At 64.9% G+C, this 17,347-nt stretch carries 19 protein-coding genes; 7 read left to right on the plus strand and 12 right to left on the minus strand.

The genetic code is table 11. The features are described 5' to 3' along the window. The first annotated feature begins 30 nt into the window (after positions 1-30). From Q7514_RS04820 to meaB, 3 genes are read left to right on the plus strand one after another with little or no spacing between them, the layout of a single operon-like run. On the plus strand, positions 31-1,467 hold the full coding sequence (locus Q7514_RS04820) for a class I adenylate-forming enzyme family protein (RefSeq protein ID WP_330132123.1): 1,437 nt from the start codon (positions 31-33) through the stop codon (positions 1,465-1,467). Next, the gene (locus tag Q7514_RS04825; RefSeq protein ID WP_330132124.1) at positions 1,460-2,599 is read left to right on the plus strand and encodes a thiolase family protein; all 1,140 of its coding nucleotides are present in this window, start codon (positions 1,460-1,462) and stop codon (positions 2,597-2,599) included. Before Q7514_RS04820 ends, Q7514_RS04825 begins: the two co-directional genes overlap by 8 nt. Before the next feature lie 40 nt (positions 2,600-2,639). After that, positions 2,640-3,500 carry a methylmalonyl Co-A mutase-associated GTPase MeaB gene (meaB, locus tag Q7514_RS04830; protein WP_330132125.1) on the plus strand — a complete coding sequence of 287 codons (861 nt, stop codon included), beginning with the start codon at positions 2,640-2,642 and terminating at the stop codon, positions 3,498-3,500. Positions 3,501-3,528: 28 nt separating this feature from the next. On the opposite strand, the gene Q7514_RS04835 is transcribed toward meaB, so the two are convergent. Genes Q7514_RS04835 through Q7514_RS04845 form a run of 3 tightly spaced genes read right to left on the minus strand, consistent with a single transcriptional unit; the run spans position 3,529 to position 6,107 of the window. Next, a complete protein-coding gene (locus Q7514_RS04835; RefSeq protein ID WP_330132126.1) occupies positions 3,529-4,566 on the minus strand; it encodes an NAD(P)H-dependent amine dehydrogenase family protein in 1,038 nt (345 codons plus the stop codon). Position 4,567: 1 nt separating this feature from the next. Further along, entirely contained in the window at positions 4,568-5,410 is an 843-nt protein-coding gene (locus Q7514_RS04840; RefSeq protein WP_330132127.1) for an acyl-CoA thioesterase, read from the minus strand. Positions 5,411-5,456: 46 nt separating this feature from the next. Continuing rightward, entirely contained in the window at positions 5,457-6,107 is a 651-nt protein-coding gene (locus tag Q7514_RS04845; RefSeq protein WP_330132636.1) for a TetR/AcrR family transcriptional regulator, read from the minus strand. Positions 6,108-6,286: 179 nt separating this feature from the next. On the opposite strand from Q7514_RS04845, the gene Q7514_RS04850 reads away from it, so the two are divergent. The 3 genes from Q7514_RS04850 to Q7514_RS04860 are packed head-to-tail and all read left to right on the plus strand — an operon-like array spanning position 6,287 to position 9,240. Next, positions 6,287-7,285, plus strand: coding sequence for an acyl-CoA dehydrogenase family protein (locus tag Q7514_RS04850; protein ID WP_330132128.1), 999 nt, complete (start codon positions 6,287-6,289; stop codon positions 7,283-7,285). After that, positions 7,269-8,444, plus strand: a complete 1,176-nt coding sequence (locus Q7514_RS04855; protein ID WP_330132129.1) for an acyl-CoA dehydrogenase family protein — start codon at positions 7,269-7,271, stop codon at positions 8,442-8,444. The genes Q7514_RS04850 and Q7514_RS04855 overlap by 17 nt, the downstream gene beginning before the upstream one ends. A 10-nt stretch (positions 8,445-8,454) precedes the next feature. Next, positions 8,455-9,240 (plus strand): enoyl-CoA hydratase, encoded by a 786-nt coding sequence (locus tag Q7514_RS04860; RefSeq protein ID WP_330132130.1) that lies wholly within the window; start codon positions 8,455-8,457, stop codon positions 9,238-9,240. A 55-nt stretch (positions 9,241-9,295) separates the two neighbouring features. On the opposite strand, the gene Q7514_RS04865 is transcribed toward Q7514_RS04860, so the two are convergent. Genes Q7514_RS04865 through Q7514_RS04875 form a run of 3 tightly spaced genes read right to left on the minus strand, consistent with a single transcriptional unit; the run spans position 9,296 to position 11,220 of the window. Next, positions 9,296-9,619 (minus strand): hypothetical protein, encoded by a 324-nt coding sequence (locus tag Q7514_RS04865; protein WP_330132131.1) that lies wholly within the window; start codon positions 9,617-9,619, stop codon positions 9,296-9,298. 36 nt (positions 9,620-9,655) lie between these two features. After that, the gene (locus Q7514_RS04870) at positions 9,656-10,417 is read right to left on the minus strand and encodes an SDR family oxidoreductase (RefSeq protein WP_330132132.1); all 762 of its coding nucleotides are present in this window, start codon (positions 10,415-10,417) and stop codon (positions 9,656-9,658) included. 35 nt (positions 10,418-10,452) lie between these two features. Beyond that, a complete protein-coding gene (locus Q7514_RS04875; protein WP_330132133.1) occupies positions 10,453-11,220 on the minus strand; it encodes an SDR family NAD(P)-dependent oxidoreductase in 768 nt (255 codons plus the stop codon). A 166-nt stretch (positions 11,221-11,386) separates the two neighbouring features. On the opposite strand from Q7514_RS04875, the gene Q7514_RS04880 reads away from it, so the two are divergent. Next, a complete protein-coding gene (locus Q7514_RS04880) occupies positions 11,387-11,842 on the plus strand; it encodes a nuclear transport factor 2 family protein (RefSeq protein WP_330132134.1) in 456 nt (151 codons plus the stop codon). Positions 11,843-11,927: 85 nt separating this feature from the next. Here the strand turns inward: Q7514_RS04880 and Q7514_RS04885 are convergent, their stop codons facing one another. Genes Q7514_RS04885 through Q7514_RS04910 form a run of 6 tightly spaced genes read right to left on the minus strand, consistent with a single transcriptional unit; the run spans position 11,928 to position 17,187 of the window. Further along, positions 11,928-12,815: an acyl-CoA dehydrogenase family protein gene (locus Q7514_RS04885; protein WP_330132135.1), complete on the minus strand. Its 888-nt coding sequence runs from the start codon at positions 12,813-12,815 to the stop codon at positions 11,928-11,930. Continuing rightward, complete coding sequence (locus Q7514_RS04890) at positions 12,815-13,987, minus strand: acyl-CoA dehydrogenase family protein (RefSeq protein ID WP_330132136.1); 1,173 nt, start codon at positions 13,985-13,987, stop codon at positions 12,815-12,817. Before Q7514_RS04890 ends, Q7514_RS04885 begins: the two co-directional genes overlap by 1 nt. After that, complete coding sequence (locus Q7514_RS04895; protein WP_330132137.1) at positions 13,984-14,397, minus strand: nuclear transport factor 2 family protein; 414 nt, start codon at positions 14,395-14,397, stop codon at positions 13,984-13,986. The genes Q7514_RS04890 and Q7514_RS04895 overlap by 4 nt, the downstream gene beginning before the upstream one ends. Continuing rightward, positions 14,384-15,595, minus strand: a complete 1,212-nt coding sequence (locus Q7514_RS04900; RefSeq protein WP_330132138.1) for a metal-dependent hydrolase family protein — start codon at positions 15,593-15,595, stop codon at positions 14,384-14,386. The genes Q7514_RS04895 and Q7514_RS04900 overlap by 14 nt, the downstream gene beginning before the upstream one ends. A gap of 4 nt (positions 15,596-15,599) precedes the next feature. Then, positions 15,600-15,923, minus strand: a complete 324-nt coding sequence (locus tag Q7514_RS04905) for a hypothetical protein (RefSeq protein ID WP_330132139.1) — start codon at positions 15,921-15,923, stop codon at positions 15,600-15,602. Further along, positions 15,907-17,187, minus strand: a complete 1,281-nt coding sequence (locus Q7514_RS04910; RefSeq protein ID WP_330132140.1) for an aromatic ring-hydroxylating oxygenase subunit alpha — start codon at positions 17,185-17,187, stop codon at positions 15,907-15,909. The genes Q7514_RS04905 and Q7514_RS04910 overlap by 17 nt, the downstream gene beginning before the upstream one ends. Positions 17,188-17,347 lie beyond the last annotated feature (160 nt).

Consider the following 17,347-nt stretch of genomic DNA (forward strand, 5'->3'; position numbering starts at 1 on the left):
AAGCTCTCGTGCTGCGAGAATAATGTTCTCATGAACCTAAGCATGATTCTAGAAATGGTGGCAAACAACGGCGAACGCGCAGTTGCGACCGTTGGCGATCGCTCCCTGACTGCCGCGGATCTCGACACGTGCGCGCGCCGCCTCGCCGCGCGGGTGCGCGACAGCTCCGCGGTGCTCTACCTGGGAACGAATCACCTCGCCTACCCGGTGGCACTGTTCGGCGCGGCACTCGCAGGCGTGCCGTTCGTCCCCCTCAACTACCGGCTCGGCGAGCAGCAGTTGTCGGCGCTGCTCGAACGCCACCCCGGCGCGACGATCCTGCGTCAGGACGATCTCGTTGCGCTGATCGACGATGTTCCGGACGATGCCGAACCCGCCGAACTCGAGCCGCAGTGGGACGGCGACGCGATCGCTGCGATCATCTACACCAGCGGCACGACGTCGGATCCCAAGCCCGCCGTCCTGCGTCACCGGCATGTGATCGCGTACGTCCTCAACACGATGGAATTCGCGTCCGCCGAGGAAACCGATGCCTCGCTGGTATCGGTGCCGCCGTATCACATCGCGGGCCTGACGAACCTGATCTCCAATCTCTACAGCGGCCGCAGGATCGTGTACCTGTCGGCGTTCGAACCGGCCACCTGGCTCGAGACCGTGCGGCGAGAGGAAGTCGTCCACGCGATGCTCGTGCCGACGATGCTGGCCCGGATCGTCGCCCACCTCGGAGGAGAAGTCGCGAACGTCCCGACACTCGCGACCCTCGCCTACGGGGGGTCCCGCACGCCGCGGCCGGTCCTCGAACACGCCCTGCGTGCCTTCCCCACCACCGGATTCGTCAACGCGTACGGCCTCACCGAAACAGCCTCCTCGGTGGCGGTCCTCGGACCCGACGATCATCGCGAGGCGATCGCCTCCGACGACCCGGCCGTGCGCGACCGGCTCGGCTCGGTCGGCCGGCCCCTGCCGGGCATCGAGATCGAGATCCGGACGGAGAGCGACGAGCCGGTCGCGACCGGCGAGACCGGGCTGATCTTCGTGCGCGGTGAGCAGATCTCCGGCGAATACGGCGGTCGCAGCGTGCTCGACGCCGACGGCTGGTTCTCCACCCGCGACCTCGGGCACCTCGACGCCGACGGCTACGTGTACGTCGAGGGTCGCTCCGACGACACGATCATCCGCGGCGGCGAGAACATCGCACCCGCCGAGATCGAGGACGTCCTGCTGGCACACCCCGCGATCGCCGAGGCCGCCGTGATCGGTGTGTCCGATCCCGAATGGGGACAGCGCATCGTCGCCGTTCTCGTCGGCGACGCCGACCCGGACGAAGTGCGACAGTGGGTCAAGGACCGGCTCCGCTCGTCGAAGACCCCCGACACCATCGTCTTCCGACACGAACTCCCGAAGACCGAAACCGGAAAGCTACTACGCCGCACCCTGCTCGCCGAACTGGAGAACCAAAATGCCTGAAGCCGTCATCGTTTCCGCTCTGCGGACCCCCATCGGCACGGTCCGTAAAGGAACGCTCCGCGACACCACCGCCTTCGAGCTCGCCGACCACATCGTCGCCGCGGCGGCGAAGGGGCACGACACCGCCGACATCGACGACGTGATCCTCGGTGAGGGCCTGTACGGCGGTGGCGTGATCGCCCGTCACGCCGCGATCACCGCCGGCCTGACGAGCGTTCCGGGAATGGCCGTCAACCGCCACTGCGCCGCGAGCCTGGCCGCGGTGCAGAACGCGTCGGCGAGCATCATGGCCGGCATGGACCGGCTCGTGATCGCCGGTGGCGTCAACTCGGCCTCCACCTCTCCGCAGTCGCTCATGCGCAACGGTGAGAACTGGGAGCCGTGGCTGTCGCCGACCCACCCCAACCGTGAGGACGCTCCGAACAAGGACATGTCCATCACCGTGGGCTGGAACGCCGCGGTGAAGGCAGGTGTGTCGCGCGAAGAGATGGACGCGTGGGCCCTGCGCTCCCACCAGGTCGCGATCAAGGCCATCGACGACGGCAAGTTCGTCGACGAGATCGTCCCGATCGAAACCCCGCACGGCCTGTTCTCGGTCGACGAGCACCCGCGTCGCGACACCAGCATGGAAAAGCTTGCGTCGCTGAAGGTTCTCCACCCGGAGATCGAGGGCTTCAGCATCACCGCGGGCAACGCCAGTGGTGGCAACGACGCCGCGGCGGCCCTGACGATCGCGAGCAGCAATCTGGGTCTGCCCGCGCTGGCCACCGTCAAGTCGTGGGCGTCCACCGGCATCGATCCTGCCCTCACCGGCCTCTCGCCTGTGGACGCGATCCCGAAGGCGTTGGCCCGCGCCGGGATGTCGATCGCCGACGTCGACCTGTTCGAGATCAACGAGGCGTTCGCGGCGCAGTGTGTCGCAGTGATCAAGATGCTCGAACTCGACGCGGATCGCGTGAACATCTACGGTAGCGGGTGCTCGCTCGGACACCCTGTCGCCGCGACCGGTGCGCGAATGCTCACCACCCTTGTCCACGAACTGCGTCGCCGCGGCGGTGGAGTCGGGGTGGCCTCGATGTGCGCGGGCGGAGGAATCGGCTCGGCGGTGGTGATCGAGGTCCAGGCGCCGTGACACCCGCTCTGCTGAACGTGTCGTCGACTCCGGATTCGATGTGAACATCGCCGAACTCGTCGAAGCGGCTCGTCGCGGCTCATTACGCGCGACGGGCCGCTTGCTGACGCTGGTCGAAGGCGACCGCCGCGACGAGGTTCTCGGACTGATCGAGACAGCACCGGTACGGGTCGTCGGGATCACCGGGCCTCCTGGCGCCGGGAAGTCGACGACGGTCGGCGTGCTCACCGGCGGGTACCGCGCGCGGGGCTTCCGTGTCGCGGTGCTCGCCGTCGACCCGTCCTCGCCGTACAGCGGGGGAGCTCTGCTCGGCGACCGTATCCGGATGGCCGCGCACGTCAACGATCCCGACGTGCTGATCCGGTCGGTGGCGTCGCGGGGCCATCTCGGTGGTCTGGCTGCGGCGGTGCCGGCAGCGATCGCACTGCTCGGTGCGCTGTCCTATGACGTGATCCTGCTCGAAACCGTCGGGGTCGGCCAGTCGGAGGTGGAGATCGCTGCGGTCGCCGACCCGACCGTGGTTGTTCTCAATCCCGGTGCGGGAGATGCTGTTCAGGCCGCGAAGGCCGGTCTGCTCGAGGTGGCCGACCTTCTCGTCGTCAACAAGGCGGACCGGGACGGTGCCGATGCGACGGTACGCGACCTGCGTGTCGAAACCGGTATGACGATCCTCAAGCTGATCGCGTCGACCGGTGAGGGCATCGACAAGCTGATCGACGCCATCGAGGTGCATCAGCGAGCCGATACACCGGAGCGCCGTGCTGCACGGGCCCGTGCCCAGATCCTGTCGCTCGCGACCACACGGTTGCGCACCCATCCGGACCTCGACGCACTCGCCGCTGCCGTTGCCGACGGACGCAACGATCCCTACACCGCCGCCGCCGGCCTGCTCGGACAATAGATCCGGGAGGCCGGCGGGCGGCCGGCGCTCAGCTCAGGACCGGAACGATCAGGGGCAGGTCGAGGCTGGTGCGGATACCCGGTGCGGCCGAGTACACCGCATGCACCGCGTTGACCGCGCGATTGGCCGTGTAGTTCGGCGACAGCTCGCTCATTCGCTCGAGGGGGAACGGGAAGCGCATCTCGATGTCGAGCGGGGCGTCCCCGTCGATCGAGATGTGCCAGCCGGTCGCATGTAGGTCCCAGTCGGCATCGATATCGGTGGTGCAGTACCACGTGGGCCGAAAACGCATCAGTTCGCGACCGTCGCGCATGCCTGAGATCGTGATGCGCTGTGCTGCCACCGTTCCGGAGGGAATCGTGCCCGCCGCGATCGTGACGTCGCTCCGGGCAGCAGCCAATTCACCACTGGCCTCGACGGAGTCGAAGGGCAGGCCGAGGGCGTCGGCGAGCACTTGGAGTGACGGACCGAAGTTGGCCTTCACATGGTCGAGTCGCGCCTGTGCGAACTCGGCGAGGGACTGGCCGAAGCCCATGACCTCGAAGAGGATTCCGGGTGAGTCCCGCTGCGACAGATCGGCGTATTCGTCGATCGCGAGATGGTCGAGCCTGCGCTGGATCGAACTCAACACCAGAGGCACTGCCTCGCTGATGAACCCGGGGCTGCTCCCCGTGCTGTGGACGGAGGTGCCGCCCGTAGCGCATGCCGCTTCGACGGCGTCGCGGATCGCGGTGGGCATGCTCGGTGGGTGGTGGAACTCGCCTCGGGTGGTGACGATGTTCGCGCCGGATGCGAGGATCCGGCAGACCTCGTCGAGATCGAACTGCAGTGGCATGTAGAGAACGCAATCCGCACCGAGATTCATGATCTCGTCGATGCTGCGGGTTGCTTTCACGCCCACCGCGTCCCGATCGCACAGTGCGCCGGCGTCGAGGCCTTCCTTGGCGTCGCTGTGGACATACAACCCGGCCAGCGTGAGGTCGGGATGGTCGATCACCGCCCGGAGTGCGCGGGTGCCGATATTTCCGGTGGCCCACTGGACGACGCGTAATTGCTTCTGGGACATGTCAGACCACCTCGGCGGGGAGCCGCAGGAGTGCTTCCTGGGCGAAGGAGGCGACGAGGTCGCCCTGTTCGGTGAAGACATCGCCGCGGCCGAAGCAGCGACCATTGGCGATGAGAGGGCTCCTGTGGCGCAACAGAAGCCAGTCCTCGGTGCGGAACGGCCGGTGGAACCAGAGATTGTGCGAGGTCACCGCCGACGTGAAGGCCGTGCCGTTCCCTGTCTGGCAGTAGCCATCGACGGCGAGAAGCGCGGTACCGATGAGGTGGAGATCGGTCGCGTAGGAGGTGAGCGCGGGCGCCAGTGCTTCGTCCACGGTGGGCGTGCGCATCCACATGTCGAATTCTGGTGCGGCCGTTCCGAGATCGTTGAGATCCGAGGATGCGCGGGTCTCCCAGGGTATGAGGGAGAAGTCGACCCGGCTCTCCTCGGGGAGCAGCGACGGGACAGGCGGGAAGGACTGCCGCTCGGGGCCGTTCTCCGGGGCATGCATGGATACCGATGCGGTGGCCAGCACCCCCTTGGTCTGGCGCGCGACGATGGTCAGGGTGCCGAACGACCGGCCTTCGTGCTGGCGTGTCACCTCGTAACGGACCGGCTCGTCGGCGCGGCCTTCCCGGGCGAACACCGTGTGCAGCGACTTGATGGACTTCTCCGGGCACGTCAGTTGAGCTGCGCGGACGAACTGTCCGAGGAGTTGCCCACCGAAGAGCCGGTGGTACTCGAGGCGCTGGTTTGCGCCTTCGAGAACCACATTGCCGGTTCGGGCGTCAGCGGGATCGGGGGCCGAATCGGCTGCCGGAGTGAGGTCGAGACACGTCAGGAGGTCATTCCAAAGCTCGGTCACATGCCGAGTGTAAATGACCCACTCTCAAATGAGAACAGCATTCTTCCTATTTGGTAGCGAATCCATGGGAGCAGAATGTCCATACCTCGTCGGCGGTGATCGGGCGTGCGGTGGCGTCGGCGTCGCCGCTGGACTGAGCGATGAACATCACGGTCTGCATGGTCATCGCTGCGGCGCGTCGCGCGTTGAAATCGCTGCGTAATCGACCCGATGCTGCGACCTTCTCCATGAGTTCGGTGAACAGTGCCAGCATGGACGCGTGTGCCACCTTGACCTCGGCTGGGTGCGTGAGCAGTAGCTGAGGGGCGAAATCGGTGAACAGGGGGCGCTGTGCAACGGGGTCGGGGCGCGACGATTCGAACAGCAACTCGACTGCCACGCGAAGTTGATCCATCGGGTCGTCCTCGCCGGCCGCGGCCGCGCGGATCTGATCGGCAGACCGGCCGAGGGCGTCCTCGAACAGCGCGAGCAGCAACTCGTGTTTACCGTCGAACTGCAGGTAGAAGCTACGCAGTGACTGCTTCGAGCGATCGACGACCTCCTGCACGGTGAAGTCGGTACTGCCCTTCTCGGTGATGATGGCCTGGGCAGCGTCGAGGAAGCGCTGCACGCGTTGCTCGGCCCGCAGCTTCGCGGTGCGGATGGACCGCTCGACGGCGCGCTGCTTCCATGCGGGTTCTTCGCTCGGGCCGGTCACTGCGCGCACTGCCCATCGTTGCGTGAGGCAAACATGTGAGCACTGTACCGGAGAACGCGTTCGGTTCCGCAAGGTTACCCGAGAGTCAGATGCGTTGAATGAGACCATTACTTTCTCGTATAGAGAATGATATTCTCATGTTGCTGTGCACCGCAGCTCTGTCAGAGAGGTATGTCGGAATGCTTTTCGAGTTCGACTCCGATCAGCGACTGTGGCAGGACACCGTCCGTGACGTCACGGCGAAGGAATGTCCGTCCACGCTGATCCGCAATATCGTCGACAACGGCGCAGATCCAGGGCCGCTGTGGAAAGTCTTCGTGGGGCTCGGCTGGACCGAGCTCACGGAGCCCGAAGCTGCTGTCGAACTCGGGATCGTCCTGGAGGAATTGGGACGGGCCACGGATCCCACGCCCTATCTCGCGACGATGACGCAATTCGCGCAGCTCGCGCCCGGTGTAGCCGAGCCCGACCAAACCGGTGCCGCGGTGTACAGCGGCGTCCATGCGCATCGCGACGCCGACGGCTGGGTCCTCCATGGCACCGCTGCGCAGGTCCTCGACGGCGATCGCGCCGACCTGCTGGCCGTGGTCACCGACGCGGGCGTTTTCGTCGTCACCGCCGACAAGGCGACCGCGACCCGCAGTCCGGTCTTCGACCCCGCCCTGCACATAGCAGAGGTGCGTTTCGAGCAGGTCAGGGTCGAGGGCGACCCTCGCTCCGACGTCGATCCGGTCCGGGCGCGTCACCTCGCACTCGCTGGTCTTGCGCTCACGACTGTCGGTGCGTGCCAACGGGTTCTCGATCTCGCGCTCGACCATGTGAAGAACCGGCAGCAGTTCGGCGTCACGATCGGGTCGTTCCAGGCCGTCCAGCACAAGGCCACCGACATGCACATCGCGATCGAACGTGCCCGCGCACTGGCGTACTTCGCGGCGCTCACCATCGCCGAGGACGATCCGCGCAGGAACCTCGCCGCCTCGATGGCGAAGGCCGCGGCGGGTGAATGCCAATCGCTCGTCTTCCGCCACGGATTGCAGTTGTTCGGTGCCATGGGCTTCACCTGGGAGAACGATCTGCAGTTCGCGCTCAAACGTGCCCGCGCCTGTGAGCATCTGCTCGGTGGCGCTGCCGAGCATCGGGCACTGATCACCGAGGAGTACCGTGCAACTCTCGTATGACGACGACGTCGAGGCGTTCCGCGCCGAGTTCGTGGCTTTCCTCGAAGCGAACCTGCCCGACGAGGCCGACGCCACGGAACGCTCCACCTCGAGTGCCGACGTGCCCGAATGGGCTCGTCGCTGGCAGCGACTCCAATTCGACAACGGCTGGTTGCTTCCGGGAAATCCGCCAGAGTTCGGTGGCCGCAACGCCACGTTGATCCAGCAGGCCGTTCACCTCGAAGAGTTGTCCAAGCGCCGGATCTACCACAGCTTCAATCCTCAGGGCCTCGGCATCATCGCGGCGTCGATCCTTTCCTTCGGAACCGAGGAACAGAAGCAGAAGTGGGCCGCGCGCATCCTTCGCGCAGAGATCACCGCCGCCCTGGGTATGAGCGAACCCGGTGCGGGCTCCGACCTCGCGGGGCTCCGCACCCGTGCCGTCCCAGATGGCGACCACTTCGTCGTCAACGGTCAGAAGGTGTGGACATCCGGCGCTCACCACGCCGATGTTCTGCTCACCTTCGTCCGGACCGATCCGGATGCGCCCAAGCACAAGGGCATCAGCGTGCTGCTGATCCCCACCGACACGCCGGGTGTGGTCCGTCGCCCGTTCGCGTCCATCGCCGACAAGGACGATCGCGATTTCAACGAGGTGTTCTTCGAAGACGTCCGGGTACCGGCGGAGAACCTCATCGGCGAGCTCAACCAGGGCTGGACCGTCGCCAACGGTTCGCTCGGACACGAGCGCACTCTGCTGTGGCTCAGCTTCGCGGACAGATTGGAAGATCTCGTCGTGGACTTCGAGCCACGCACGGTCATCGATCGCGACCGGTACGCAACACTGGTGATGGACCTGCAGGCGCTGCGCCTGCTCGGGTCCGCGGCTCTCGCGCGTGAGTCGCGCGGCGAGCAGGATGTCGCTTCCCTGTCGGTCCTGAAACTGCTCGGATCCGAGGCGATTCAACGCTCGGTCGAGCACGCACTCGATGCAGAGGGCGCTGAAGGGCTCGTGCACCCTGCGTCGACTGCGGCGTACACGCCGTGGAACCTCGACAACTTCACATCGAGCTGGTTCGAACGCTTCGCCCGCAGTTTCGCCGGCACCATCGCGGGCGGTACATCGGAGATCCAACGGAACATCGTCGCCCAGCGAGTGCTCGGGCTACCACGCGGCTGAGGAGCGCAACTTGTACATTCTCTACGAGGTAGCGGACAGGATCGCCACGATCACGTTGAATCGGCCGGATGCCGCGAACGCTCAGAACGCGGCTCTGCTCGATGAACTCGATGCGGCATGGGTCCGTGCGGGCGACGACCCGGACGTGTCGGTGATCGTGTTGCGTGCGGAAGGCAAGCACTTCTCCGCGGGTCACGACATGACCGGCGGTGGGGGCCCGGTGCCCGACAAGATCACGCTCGAGATGATCTACACCACCGAGTCGCGTCGCTACCTCGAGTACTCGATGCGCTGGCGCAACATCCCCAAGCCGTCGATAGCTGCGGTGCAGGGGCGCTGCATCGCCGGTGGCCTGCTGCTGTGCTGGCCGTGCGACCTGATCATCGCGTCCGAGGATGCCAAGTTCTCCGATCCGGTCGTCATGATGGGAATCGGTGGCGTCGAATACCACGGCCACACCTGGGAACTCGGGCCGAGGAAGGCCAAGGAGATCCTGTTCACCGGACGGCCGGTCACGGCCGAGGAGGCCGAGAAGACCGGCATGGTCAACAAAGTGGTGCCGCGCGACCAGCTCGACACCGAGACGCGTGCGCTCGCCGAGCAGATCGCGAAGATGCCGCCGTTCGGTCTGCGGCAGGCCAAGCGGGCGGTCAATCAGACGCTCGACATCCAGGGCTTCTACGCGGCCATCCAGTCGGTGTTCGACGTGCACCAGACCGGACACGGCAACGCACTGAGTGTCGGCGGGTGGCCGGTGCTCATGAAGCTCGATGAAATGAAGCAGAATATCAAGTAGCACGTATGAATCGGGCGCCTCCACTACTGTTGGAGGCGCCCGAATCGTGTGCGGGTCACTGGGGTTTGACGTACTCCGAGTACACTTGCATGATGCGCATCTTCGGGACCGGGCCGAAGCTCAGTGAATCCGACATGTCGAACTGTTTCGCCGCGGCTGCCGCATGAACATTGTGTAGCGCCTCCTTCGGATCACCTTCGATCTCGTAGAGGGTTACGTACGAACCGCCGGACTCATCGGCAGGTGCCAGACGGGTGGCATTGAGAAAGCCGTCGAGCGCGACAACTTCGCGGATGTGTGTGGTTTCGTACCACTCGTTGAACTCGTCGACGCGGTCGGGATGGGACGGGTGGGCTTCGACCATCAGGTAGTGCTTCATTGTGCTCCTTTGTCGTTCCCGGAGGAAGATATGAACTCAGACTCGGACGACCCAGCCGCCGTCGATGTTCAACGTGTGTCCCGTCACCCAATCGCTACCGGACGAAACCAGGTACAGAAGACCGGGAATCAGCTCCTCCGGCTCACCGAACGGGAAGGGGATCGAGTGTTTCACCATCTCCTTCAGCTCGGGTGGCGACGCGATGTCGCCCGCTTCGGTGTTCACCATGCCCGGCGCGATGGCGTTGACGCGGATCCCGAACGGCGCCAGTTCCCGTGACAGCGACACCGTCATGCTCACGAGACCGAGTTTGGTGATTCCGTAGGCCTGGGCGGCCATGAATGCACCGCTGGACGACTGGTTGACGATCTTCCCGTAACCGCGTTCCTTCATGTAAGGGACTACCGCACGGGTGCACAGGAGCGGGCCGGTGAGGTTGACCGCGAGCGTGTTGCTCCACAGGTTCAGAGGCATCGACGTGAGACCGCCCTTGCCGACGACCTCCGCCATCAGGCCGGCGTTGTTGACGAGTATGTCCACTGAGCCGAACTCGGCGGCAACTACGGCGGCCATGTCCGACGTGCTCTTCTCGTCCCGCACATCCACGCGGACGGCAAGTGCCCGATGCCCGTCGGCCTTCAATTCGTCGGCTGTTGCGGTTGCGGTGTCGAGATCGATGTCGGCTACGACCACTGCGGCGCCCGCCTCGGCGAGGCCTCGGGAGTAGGTACGGCCGATCCCGCCGCCGGCTCCTGTGACGATGGCGACCTTGTCTGCAAGTTCCACTGAATCCGGCATGAAACCCTCTCGAATTGTGTGGATTATCCTCTGGCTCAAACCTTTTTCGTGATCCCGCCGTCCACGCGGATGATCGCACCCGTCGTGAAACTCGAAGCGGCACTGGCGAGGTGCAGTGCGAGCGGTGCTACCTCCTCGGGGCGGCCCATCCGCTTGAGTGGGACGAACTGGGCCTCTTCGTCTTCCGGCGGTGCCCATGCCTTCGACAGGTCGGTCCTGAAGGGGCCGGGCAGGATCGCATTGACGCGCACGGTGGGTGCGTAGGCGTCGGCAAGGCCCACGGTCAGGGCATTGAGGCCCGACTTGGCGCATGCATAGGGGAGCTCGCGCACGCTGGCGGTGAGGGAGCCTGCCGTACCGACGTTGATGATCGAGCCGCCGCCGTTGGCGACCATGTGTGCGCCCGAGCGTACGGCGAGGCGGAACGGTCCCTTGAGATTGACGTTGAACGTCTTGTCGTACAAGTCTTCGGTGATCGATTCGAGGTTCTCGTACAGCGGTGACATTCCGGCGTTGTTCACGAGGATGTCGAGGCGGCCGAAGTGTTCGAGGGTGCGGTCGACCAGCGCGTCGCAGTCGTCCCAGTTGCCCACATGACAGGCGACGGCGAGTGCGCGACGACCGGTGGATGCTTCGATCTCCTTCGCGGCGAGTTCGCAGCTGTCGAGTTTGCGGGAGGCTATGACCACGTCGGCGCCGGCCTCGGCGAGTATCTGGGCGATCGCCCTGCCGATTCCCCGCGAGCCGCCTGTGACGATGGCGGTCTTCCCTGTGAGGTCGTGCAGTGAATCCAATGTCGTCATGTAGCGATTGTCTCGCAGAATCTGGAATTTGGAAAGAATATTCTTATTGTCAAGAATACAATTTCGCCATAGGAGAGTGATGATTCGCGCAAGGTAGGGTTGCCGGGCCGCCCGCGTGCGAGGTGGGAACATTCGTCAGATCCGACATCGAGAAGTGAGGACCAGAATGACATTGCAGCGACTCCAAGACCGGCTCGACATCGCCGATCTGCTGTACAAGTACGCGACCTCGGTCGACACGAAGAACTGGGAAGCGCTGGCGACGGTCTTCACCGAGGACGCCCATCTCGACTATTCGTCGGTCGGTTACCCGGCGGGCGCGCGCGACCAGGTGATCGCGATGCTGAGTCGCGGGCTCGACCGGTGCCCCATGACCCAGCACTTCGTCACCAACATCGAGATCGCGTTCGTCGATGACGACACGGCGAATGTCTCAGCGATGTTCTACAACCCGATGCAGCTTCCGGGTGTCGACGGTTTGACGTACTGCGGCGGCAACTACCACCACGAGGTCGTGCGCACAGCCGACGGATGGAAGAGCCGAAAGGTCGTGGAGGAGAACCTCTGGTTCTCGAATCATCCCGATCCGTCCAAGAACGGTGCGGCGGTATTGCAGTCGTAGAGCCCGAGGGGCAGTCGTAGAACCTGAAGGACGAACGAGTAGAGCCACCGTCGCCGACGGTGGCTCTACTCGTACGGGTGCTCGCCTACAGGTTGGCGATGCGCGGCGCCGACCCGGACGCGCGGATGGCTGCCCCGGCCTCTCGTGTCAATTCCTTGGAGCTGCCGAGCAATCCGTCCAGGAACAGTCCGCGACGGACGTGGCGATGCAGATCGTGTTCGTCGGTGAACCCGATACCGCCGAGCACCTGCTGGCAATGCCGCGCAGCGGTCACCGCCGCCTTGCCGGCTGCGGCCTTGGCCAGTAGTGAACTGAAGTCGTCGTTCGCCACGAGGAGCGCCGCTTCGGCCCCCTCGATGGCCACGTATGTCTCGGCGAGCTTGTGGCGCACCGCCTGAAAGCCGGAGATGGGCTTGCCGAACTGCGTGCGATTCAGCGCGTGGGTCCGGGCGAGATCCAGCATGGTGCGGCTCGTTCCCACCAGCCACCAGCCGAGGGCACGACGACCCGCAGCGACCGGCACCGGATTCCCGGATTCGATCACCTCGACGGTGAGTTCCTTGTCGAGCGCCTCGACGATGCGGTCCCCGCCGAGCGCCTCGACGATGCGGTCCCCGCCGAGCGCCTCGGCGATGCAGTCCCCGCCGAGCGCCTCGGTGCTCCGCTGGGTGCGATGCCACACGAGCCACGAGCCCCCCGAGTACGGGAGCGGAACCGTACCTCCCGGTTCGGCCCCGGCCTCCGTCAGAATTACGTCGTTGAGCACGGGTGCGTGTGCGCCGGTTTCGCCCAGCAGTCTGAACACCAGGGGGATCGCGACATCGGGCATCTCACTGAGCATGTCGTGCCAGCCGAGTTCGACGAGCGCCGAGTCGAGTGTGACACCCGAGTGGGTCTCCATGGTCTTGCGGAGTGCGTCCTCGAGGAGTGTCAATTCCGAATCGACCGCCGGTGCAGTGTCGTTCGTGGTCATCACTCTTTCCCCAGTTGCAGTAGACGGCGGGCGATGATGTTGCGCTGGATCTCCGCGGTACCGCCGTAGATCGACGCGGCCCGCGAATACAGGAACTCGGTCCGAAGCTCGCTGTCGAGTAGCTCGATGCTGCCCGGAATCAGATCGCGCGCTGTGTCGAACAGTTGCTGCTCCGCAGTCGCCAGCAGAACCTTGTCGACCGATGTCTCCGGGCCCAGCGGCAGACCGGCCTGGAGGCGCTTCTGTGTGCCGTACGAGCGGCTCCGCACCGTATGCAGCGCGAGGTAGGCGTCGCCGAGCTCTCGATCGTCGGCCGGATCCGAGACGGCAGCAACCTGATCGAGACGCGTGAAGAGGTACGCGATCCGGTGCCAGAAGCACGACGAACGCTCGTGCGGCAGCAGATCCATCGCGAGTTTCCAGCCGTCTCCGGGATTCCCCAGCATCCGATCGGCCGGCACCACGACATCGTCGAAGTAGACCTCGCAGAATTCCTCGCGGTCGTGCATCGTCGTCAGGGGTCGGACAGTGATGCCCGGGGTGTCCATGTCGAGGAAGAAGGCGGTGATGCCGTCGTGTCCGGGGCCGGTGCGGGTGAGGAGCACGCATCGGGTTGCGAACTGCGCGAGCGAGGTCCACACCTTCTGCCCGTTGATCACCCACCGGTCGCCGCGCTGTTCGGCGCGGGTCGACAGCGACGCCAGATCGCTGCCGGAGCCGGGCTCGGAGAAGCCCTGGCACCACTGCTCGCTGCCGTCGAGCAGGCGCGGCACCATCTCGGCTGCCAACTCGGGGCTCGCGTACTTGATCATGGTGGGCGCGAGTACCTCGATCATCGAGTAGATCCCCGGCTCGGCAAGGTCGCGTGTCGCGACCTCCTCGCCGAGTACCGCTCGCAGCATTGCCGGTCCGCCGAGGCCTCCGACCTCGGCCGGCCACCCGTAGCGCATCCATCCGGCGTCGTAGAGAGCGCGCCGGACCCGACCCAGCTGCTCGACGTGTTCGTCGAACGTGAGGTCGGGTCCGGGCGTGAGATCGTTCTCGTCGAGCCAGGCGCGAACCGCTGTCCTGAACTCCGCGATACCTCCCGTCGCTTCGCTCGCCTGGACATTCCCCGTCGCTTCGCTCGCCTCGACACTCCCGGTCGCTTCAGGCGCCCCGGTGATATTCATGCCGTCGGTGCCTCGAAAGCGTGCGGGATTCCCGAGTCGTGCACGCCGCTGCGGCGGATGAACGTCATCTTCCGGGTCTTCAGGCGCCACCCGGCCTCGGTCCGGAGGTAGGTGTCGTTGTAGTACCCGATGCGCATGTCGTGTGCGGAATGTTCGACGAAGCACAGCGGTTGCGTGCCGGTCGCGGTGTCGCCGTCGAGCTCGATCAGCGCAGTACCCACGAGGAACAGGCCCTGGGGAGCCGCAGCGACCAGTTCGGGGAACTGGTCGAGCGTGAACACGTCGCCGAAGGCACTGTAGGTGCCGTCGGGCGTGAACACGTCGACGACGCCGTCCACCTCGCCCTTGGTCATGTTCACGGCGTAGCGTGCGAGGAGCTGATTGATCTCGACGAGGTCACTTGTTGACATAGACCTTTCCGCCTTTCATCACGAACCGCACGTCCTGCGTGACGGTGATGTCTTCGGTGGGATCACCCGGAACTGCGATGATGTCGGCGAGTAGTCCCTCTGCGAGGCGGCCGCGATCGTCGACCCCGATCAGCTCGGCTGCGTTGATGGTCGCGGCCTGAATGACCGCCAGCGGGGGAAGTCCCCGGTCGACGAGAGCGACGATCTCGTCGGCGTTCTTGCCGTGCGGAATTGCCGGAGCGTCGGTGCCGACCGCGATCTTGACACCGGCCTTGTACGCCGCGAGCACAGAAGTGCGTGCCTTCGGGAACATCTCGGCTGCCTTGGCCTGAAGTTCGGGCGGGGCGTGGGAGGTGTCCATTGCGTCGGCCAGGCGGGTGGTGGGAACCAGCCAGGTGCCCTGCTCCACCATGCGATCGATCGCGTCGTCGTCGATGAGGAAGCCGTGCTCGATGCAGTCGATACCGGCTTCGACCGCGTGGCGCACCGCATCGGCGCCGTGCGTGTGCGATGCGACCTTCAGCCCGCGCCGGTGTGCCTCGTCGACGATCGCGCGCAGTTCCTCGTCGGAATAGTGTTGGGCACCTGCCGATCCTGTCATCGACATCACGCCACCCGAGACGCAGACCTTGATGAGCTGGGCACCGTGCTTGATCTGGTATCGGACAGCCTTACGGACCTCGTCGACACCGTTGGCGATGCCTTCCTCGATGGTCAGGTCGAGGACACCGGGCGCGAAGGCCGCGAACATCGTCGGATCCAGGTGGCCACCGGTCGGGGTGATTGCGTGACCTGCGGGGACGATGCGGGGTCCGTCGACCCATCCGGCGTCGATCGCCTTGCCGAGGGCGACGTCGAGCAGATAGCCACCGGTCTTGACGAACAGCCCCAGATTTCGCACGGTGGTGAAGCCTGCACGCAGCGTGCGGCGGGAATTGCCCACCGCACGCAGCATGCGGAGCGGAGGATCGTCCTGAACCGTGGAGTAGACGGGCTTTTCGCCGCGCCCACCCATGAGCAGGTTGACCTCCATGTCCATCAGACCCGGCATGAGGATCTGGTCACCGAGATCGATGACCTCCCCTTGCGGTTCGCCGCCGACGCCCGCAATACGGTCGCCGTCGATGTGGATGATGCCCGGTCGGGTGATCTCGCCGGTCTCGACATCGAGGAGTCCGGCTGCCTTGAGCGTCAGCATGCGCTTACACCACCGGTTCTTTGGTGATTTCGGCCCAGGCGGCGCCGCTGTCGGGGACGCGGGGCTGTTTCCAGACTTCGACGGGGAAGGAGACCATGACCAGTGATTGCATCAGGTGCATGAGGGTGCGGGCGTCGTCGGGGAGGTCGTCGAGGTCGAATTTGTCGCAGTAGGCGATGGCGTCCTCGAGGCGGGGGAAGGCGGCGTTGTAGAACTGCTGCATCTCCGGCATGGTCGAGGCGAGGCGCTTGGCGTACCGCTCGGGTTCGGTGGCCAGGTCCCAGTCGATGTAGGGCTCGAGGTCGGCGAAGTCAGTTGGCAGAGGCATCGCGGTGCTCCTTGACGTAGTCTGCGACGGTTTTGTGGAGGTGGCGCAGGAGCAATTCCTGGTCGCAGAGGGGGAATTCGGTCACCGTGCGGGTGCCGATCATCGTTTGAGTGGCTTCGAGGGTGTTGGCGTCCTGGAGGGCGTATTCCTTGAAGGTCACTGCGGCGAGTTCCTGGGCGAGGCGCTCGCGGGCGTTCTTCGGGGGCACGAAGTAGAGGCTGGCCTCGAAGATGTGCTTGTCGACGGCGGTGGGCCAGTAGGCGTAGGTCAGGTACCAGCCCGGCTTCCAGATGAGCAGGGTCATGTTGGGGAAGAATTCGAAGGAGTCCTGGCCCCAGCTGTGGAATCCGGTGGGGTTCAGGGCTGTGGGGAGTTGGTCGTCGGTGAGGCCGTCGATGTCGGGTTGGTCCCAGGGGCCGAACAGGCCCGAGCGCAGGACGCGTTCGATGGGCTTGACCATGTTGAGGTCCTTGGGCGGTGCCATGCCGCCCCAGGAGGAGATCATCGAGTGCGGGGGCTGCAGGTCGTAGTGCAGGGCTTCGTAGCCGTAGCCGGCGAGCTTGTCTGCTTCGTCTTTGACTGCCTGCTTCATGTGCAGGATGGGTGCGTGGTAGAACTCGGCGAAGGCGTCGATGAACAGCTTCCAGTTGGCGTTGATTTCGGAGCGGTAGCTGTAGACCTCGGTCATTTCGCCGAAGGGGTAGCCTTCGAGGCCCTTGGCGAAGGTGCCGAGGTAGTCGACCAGGGGGATGGCGGCCGGGTCGAGGTTGATGTAGATGAACCCTTCCCACGTTTCGCAGCGCACGTCCTTGAGGCCGTAGTCGGCCTTGTCGAGGTCGAAGAATTCGCCTTCTTGCTGGACGAAGGTGAGTTCGCCTTCGAGGCTGTAGCGCCAGGCGTGGTACTTGCAGGTGAATTGCTTGCAGCTGCCGGCGGTTTCCTCGTTGGGGTAGTCGTTCCAGACGAGTTTGTTGCCGCGGTGGCGGCAGACGTTGTGGAAGGCTCGGATTTTGTTGTCGTTGCCTTTGACGATGATCAGGGAGGTGCCGGGTCCGGCGGAGGGGAGTTCTTTGGTGAAGTAGCTGCCGACGCGGGGGAGTTGTTCGACGCGGCCGACGTAGAGCCAGGTGCGCTTGAAGATTGCTTCGCGTTCGGCTTCGAAGTAGGCGGGGTCGATCGAGTCGGTGTAGTCGACCGGGGCGGTACCGATGTCTGGGTAGTTCTCGGTCCAGCTGCCTGCGGCCGGTTTGGTGAAGTGTGGCAAGGCTCTACCTTTCGTTCGAGAGCACTCTCTCTAGTGAGAATGACGCTCTCACTGTTGAACATTAGGTTTCCATAGAACTCGATCGACGTCAATTGCCGCAGTGCCCGGAACACGAAAAAGGCGTCGACCCAGGATGAAGTCCCAGGTCGACGCCGATAAT

The organism is Rhodococcus artemisiae (genome assembly GCF_036327795.1).
Classification (GTDB): Bacteria; Actinomycetota; Actinomycetes; order Mycobacteriales; family Mycobacteriaceae; genus Rhodococcus; species Rhodococcus artemisiae.

Bases quoted from the DNA above. Each gene is read 5' to 3' on its own strand.
- Q7514_RS04820 (WP_330132123.1), top strand. From the start codon at position 31: ATGAACCTAAGCATGATTCTAGAAATGGTGGCAAACAACGGCGAACGC.
- Q7514_RS04825 (WP_330132124.1), top strand. From the start codon at position 1,460: ATGCCTGAAGCCGTCATCGTTTCCGCTCTGCGGACCCCCATCGGCACG.
- Q7514_RS04835 (WP_330132126.1), bottom strand. From the start codon at position 4,566: ATGTCCCAGAAGCAATTACGCGTCGTCCAGTGGGCCACCGGAAATATC.
- Q7514_RS04850 (WP_330132128.1), top strand. From the start codon at position 6,287: ATGCTTTTCGAGTTCGACTCCGATCAGCGACTGTGGCAGGACACCGTC.
- Q7514_RS04865 (WP_330132131.1), bottom strand. From the start codon at position 9,619: ATGAAGCACTACCTGATGGTCGAAGCCCACCCGTCCCATCCCGACCGC.
- Q7514_RS04870 (WP_330132132.1), bottom strand. From the start codon at position 10,417: ATGCCGGATTCAGTGGAACTTGCAGACAAGGTCGCCATCGTCACAGGA.
- Q7514_RS04875 (WP_330132133.1), bottom strand. From the start codon at position 11,220: ATGACGACATTGGATTCACTGCACGACCTCACAGGGAAGACCGCCATC.
- Q7514_RS04880 (WP_330132134.1), top strand. From the start codon at position 11,387: ATGACATTGCAGCGACTCCAAGACCGGCTCGACATCGCCGATCTGCTG.
- Q7514_RS04885 (WP_330132135.1), bottom strand. From the start codon at position 12,815: ATGACCACGAACGACACTGCACCGGCGGTCGATTCGGAATTGACACTC.
- Q7514_RS04890 (WP_330132136.1), bottom strand. From the start codon at position 13,987: ATGAATATCACCGGGGCGCCTGAAGCGACCGGGAGTGTCGAGGCGAGC.
- Q7514_RS04895 (WP_330132137.1), bottom strand. From the start codon at position 14,397: ATGTCAACAAGTGACCTCGTCGAGATCAATCAGCTCCTCGCACGCTAC.
- Q7514_RS04900 (WP_330132138.1), bottom strand. From the start codon at position 15,595: ATGCTGACGCTCAAGGCAGCCGGACTCCTCGATGTCGAGACCGGCGAG.
- Q7514_RS04905 (WP_330132139.1), bottom strand. From the start codon at position 15,923: ATGCCTCTGCCAACTGACTTCGCCGACCTCGAGCCCTACATCGACTGG.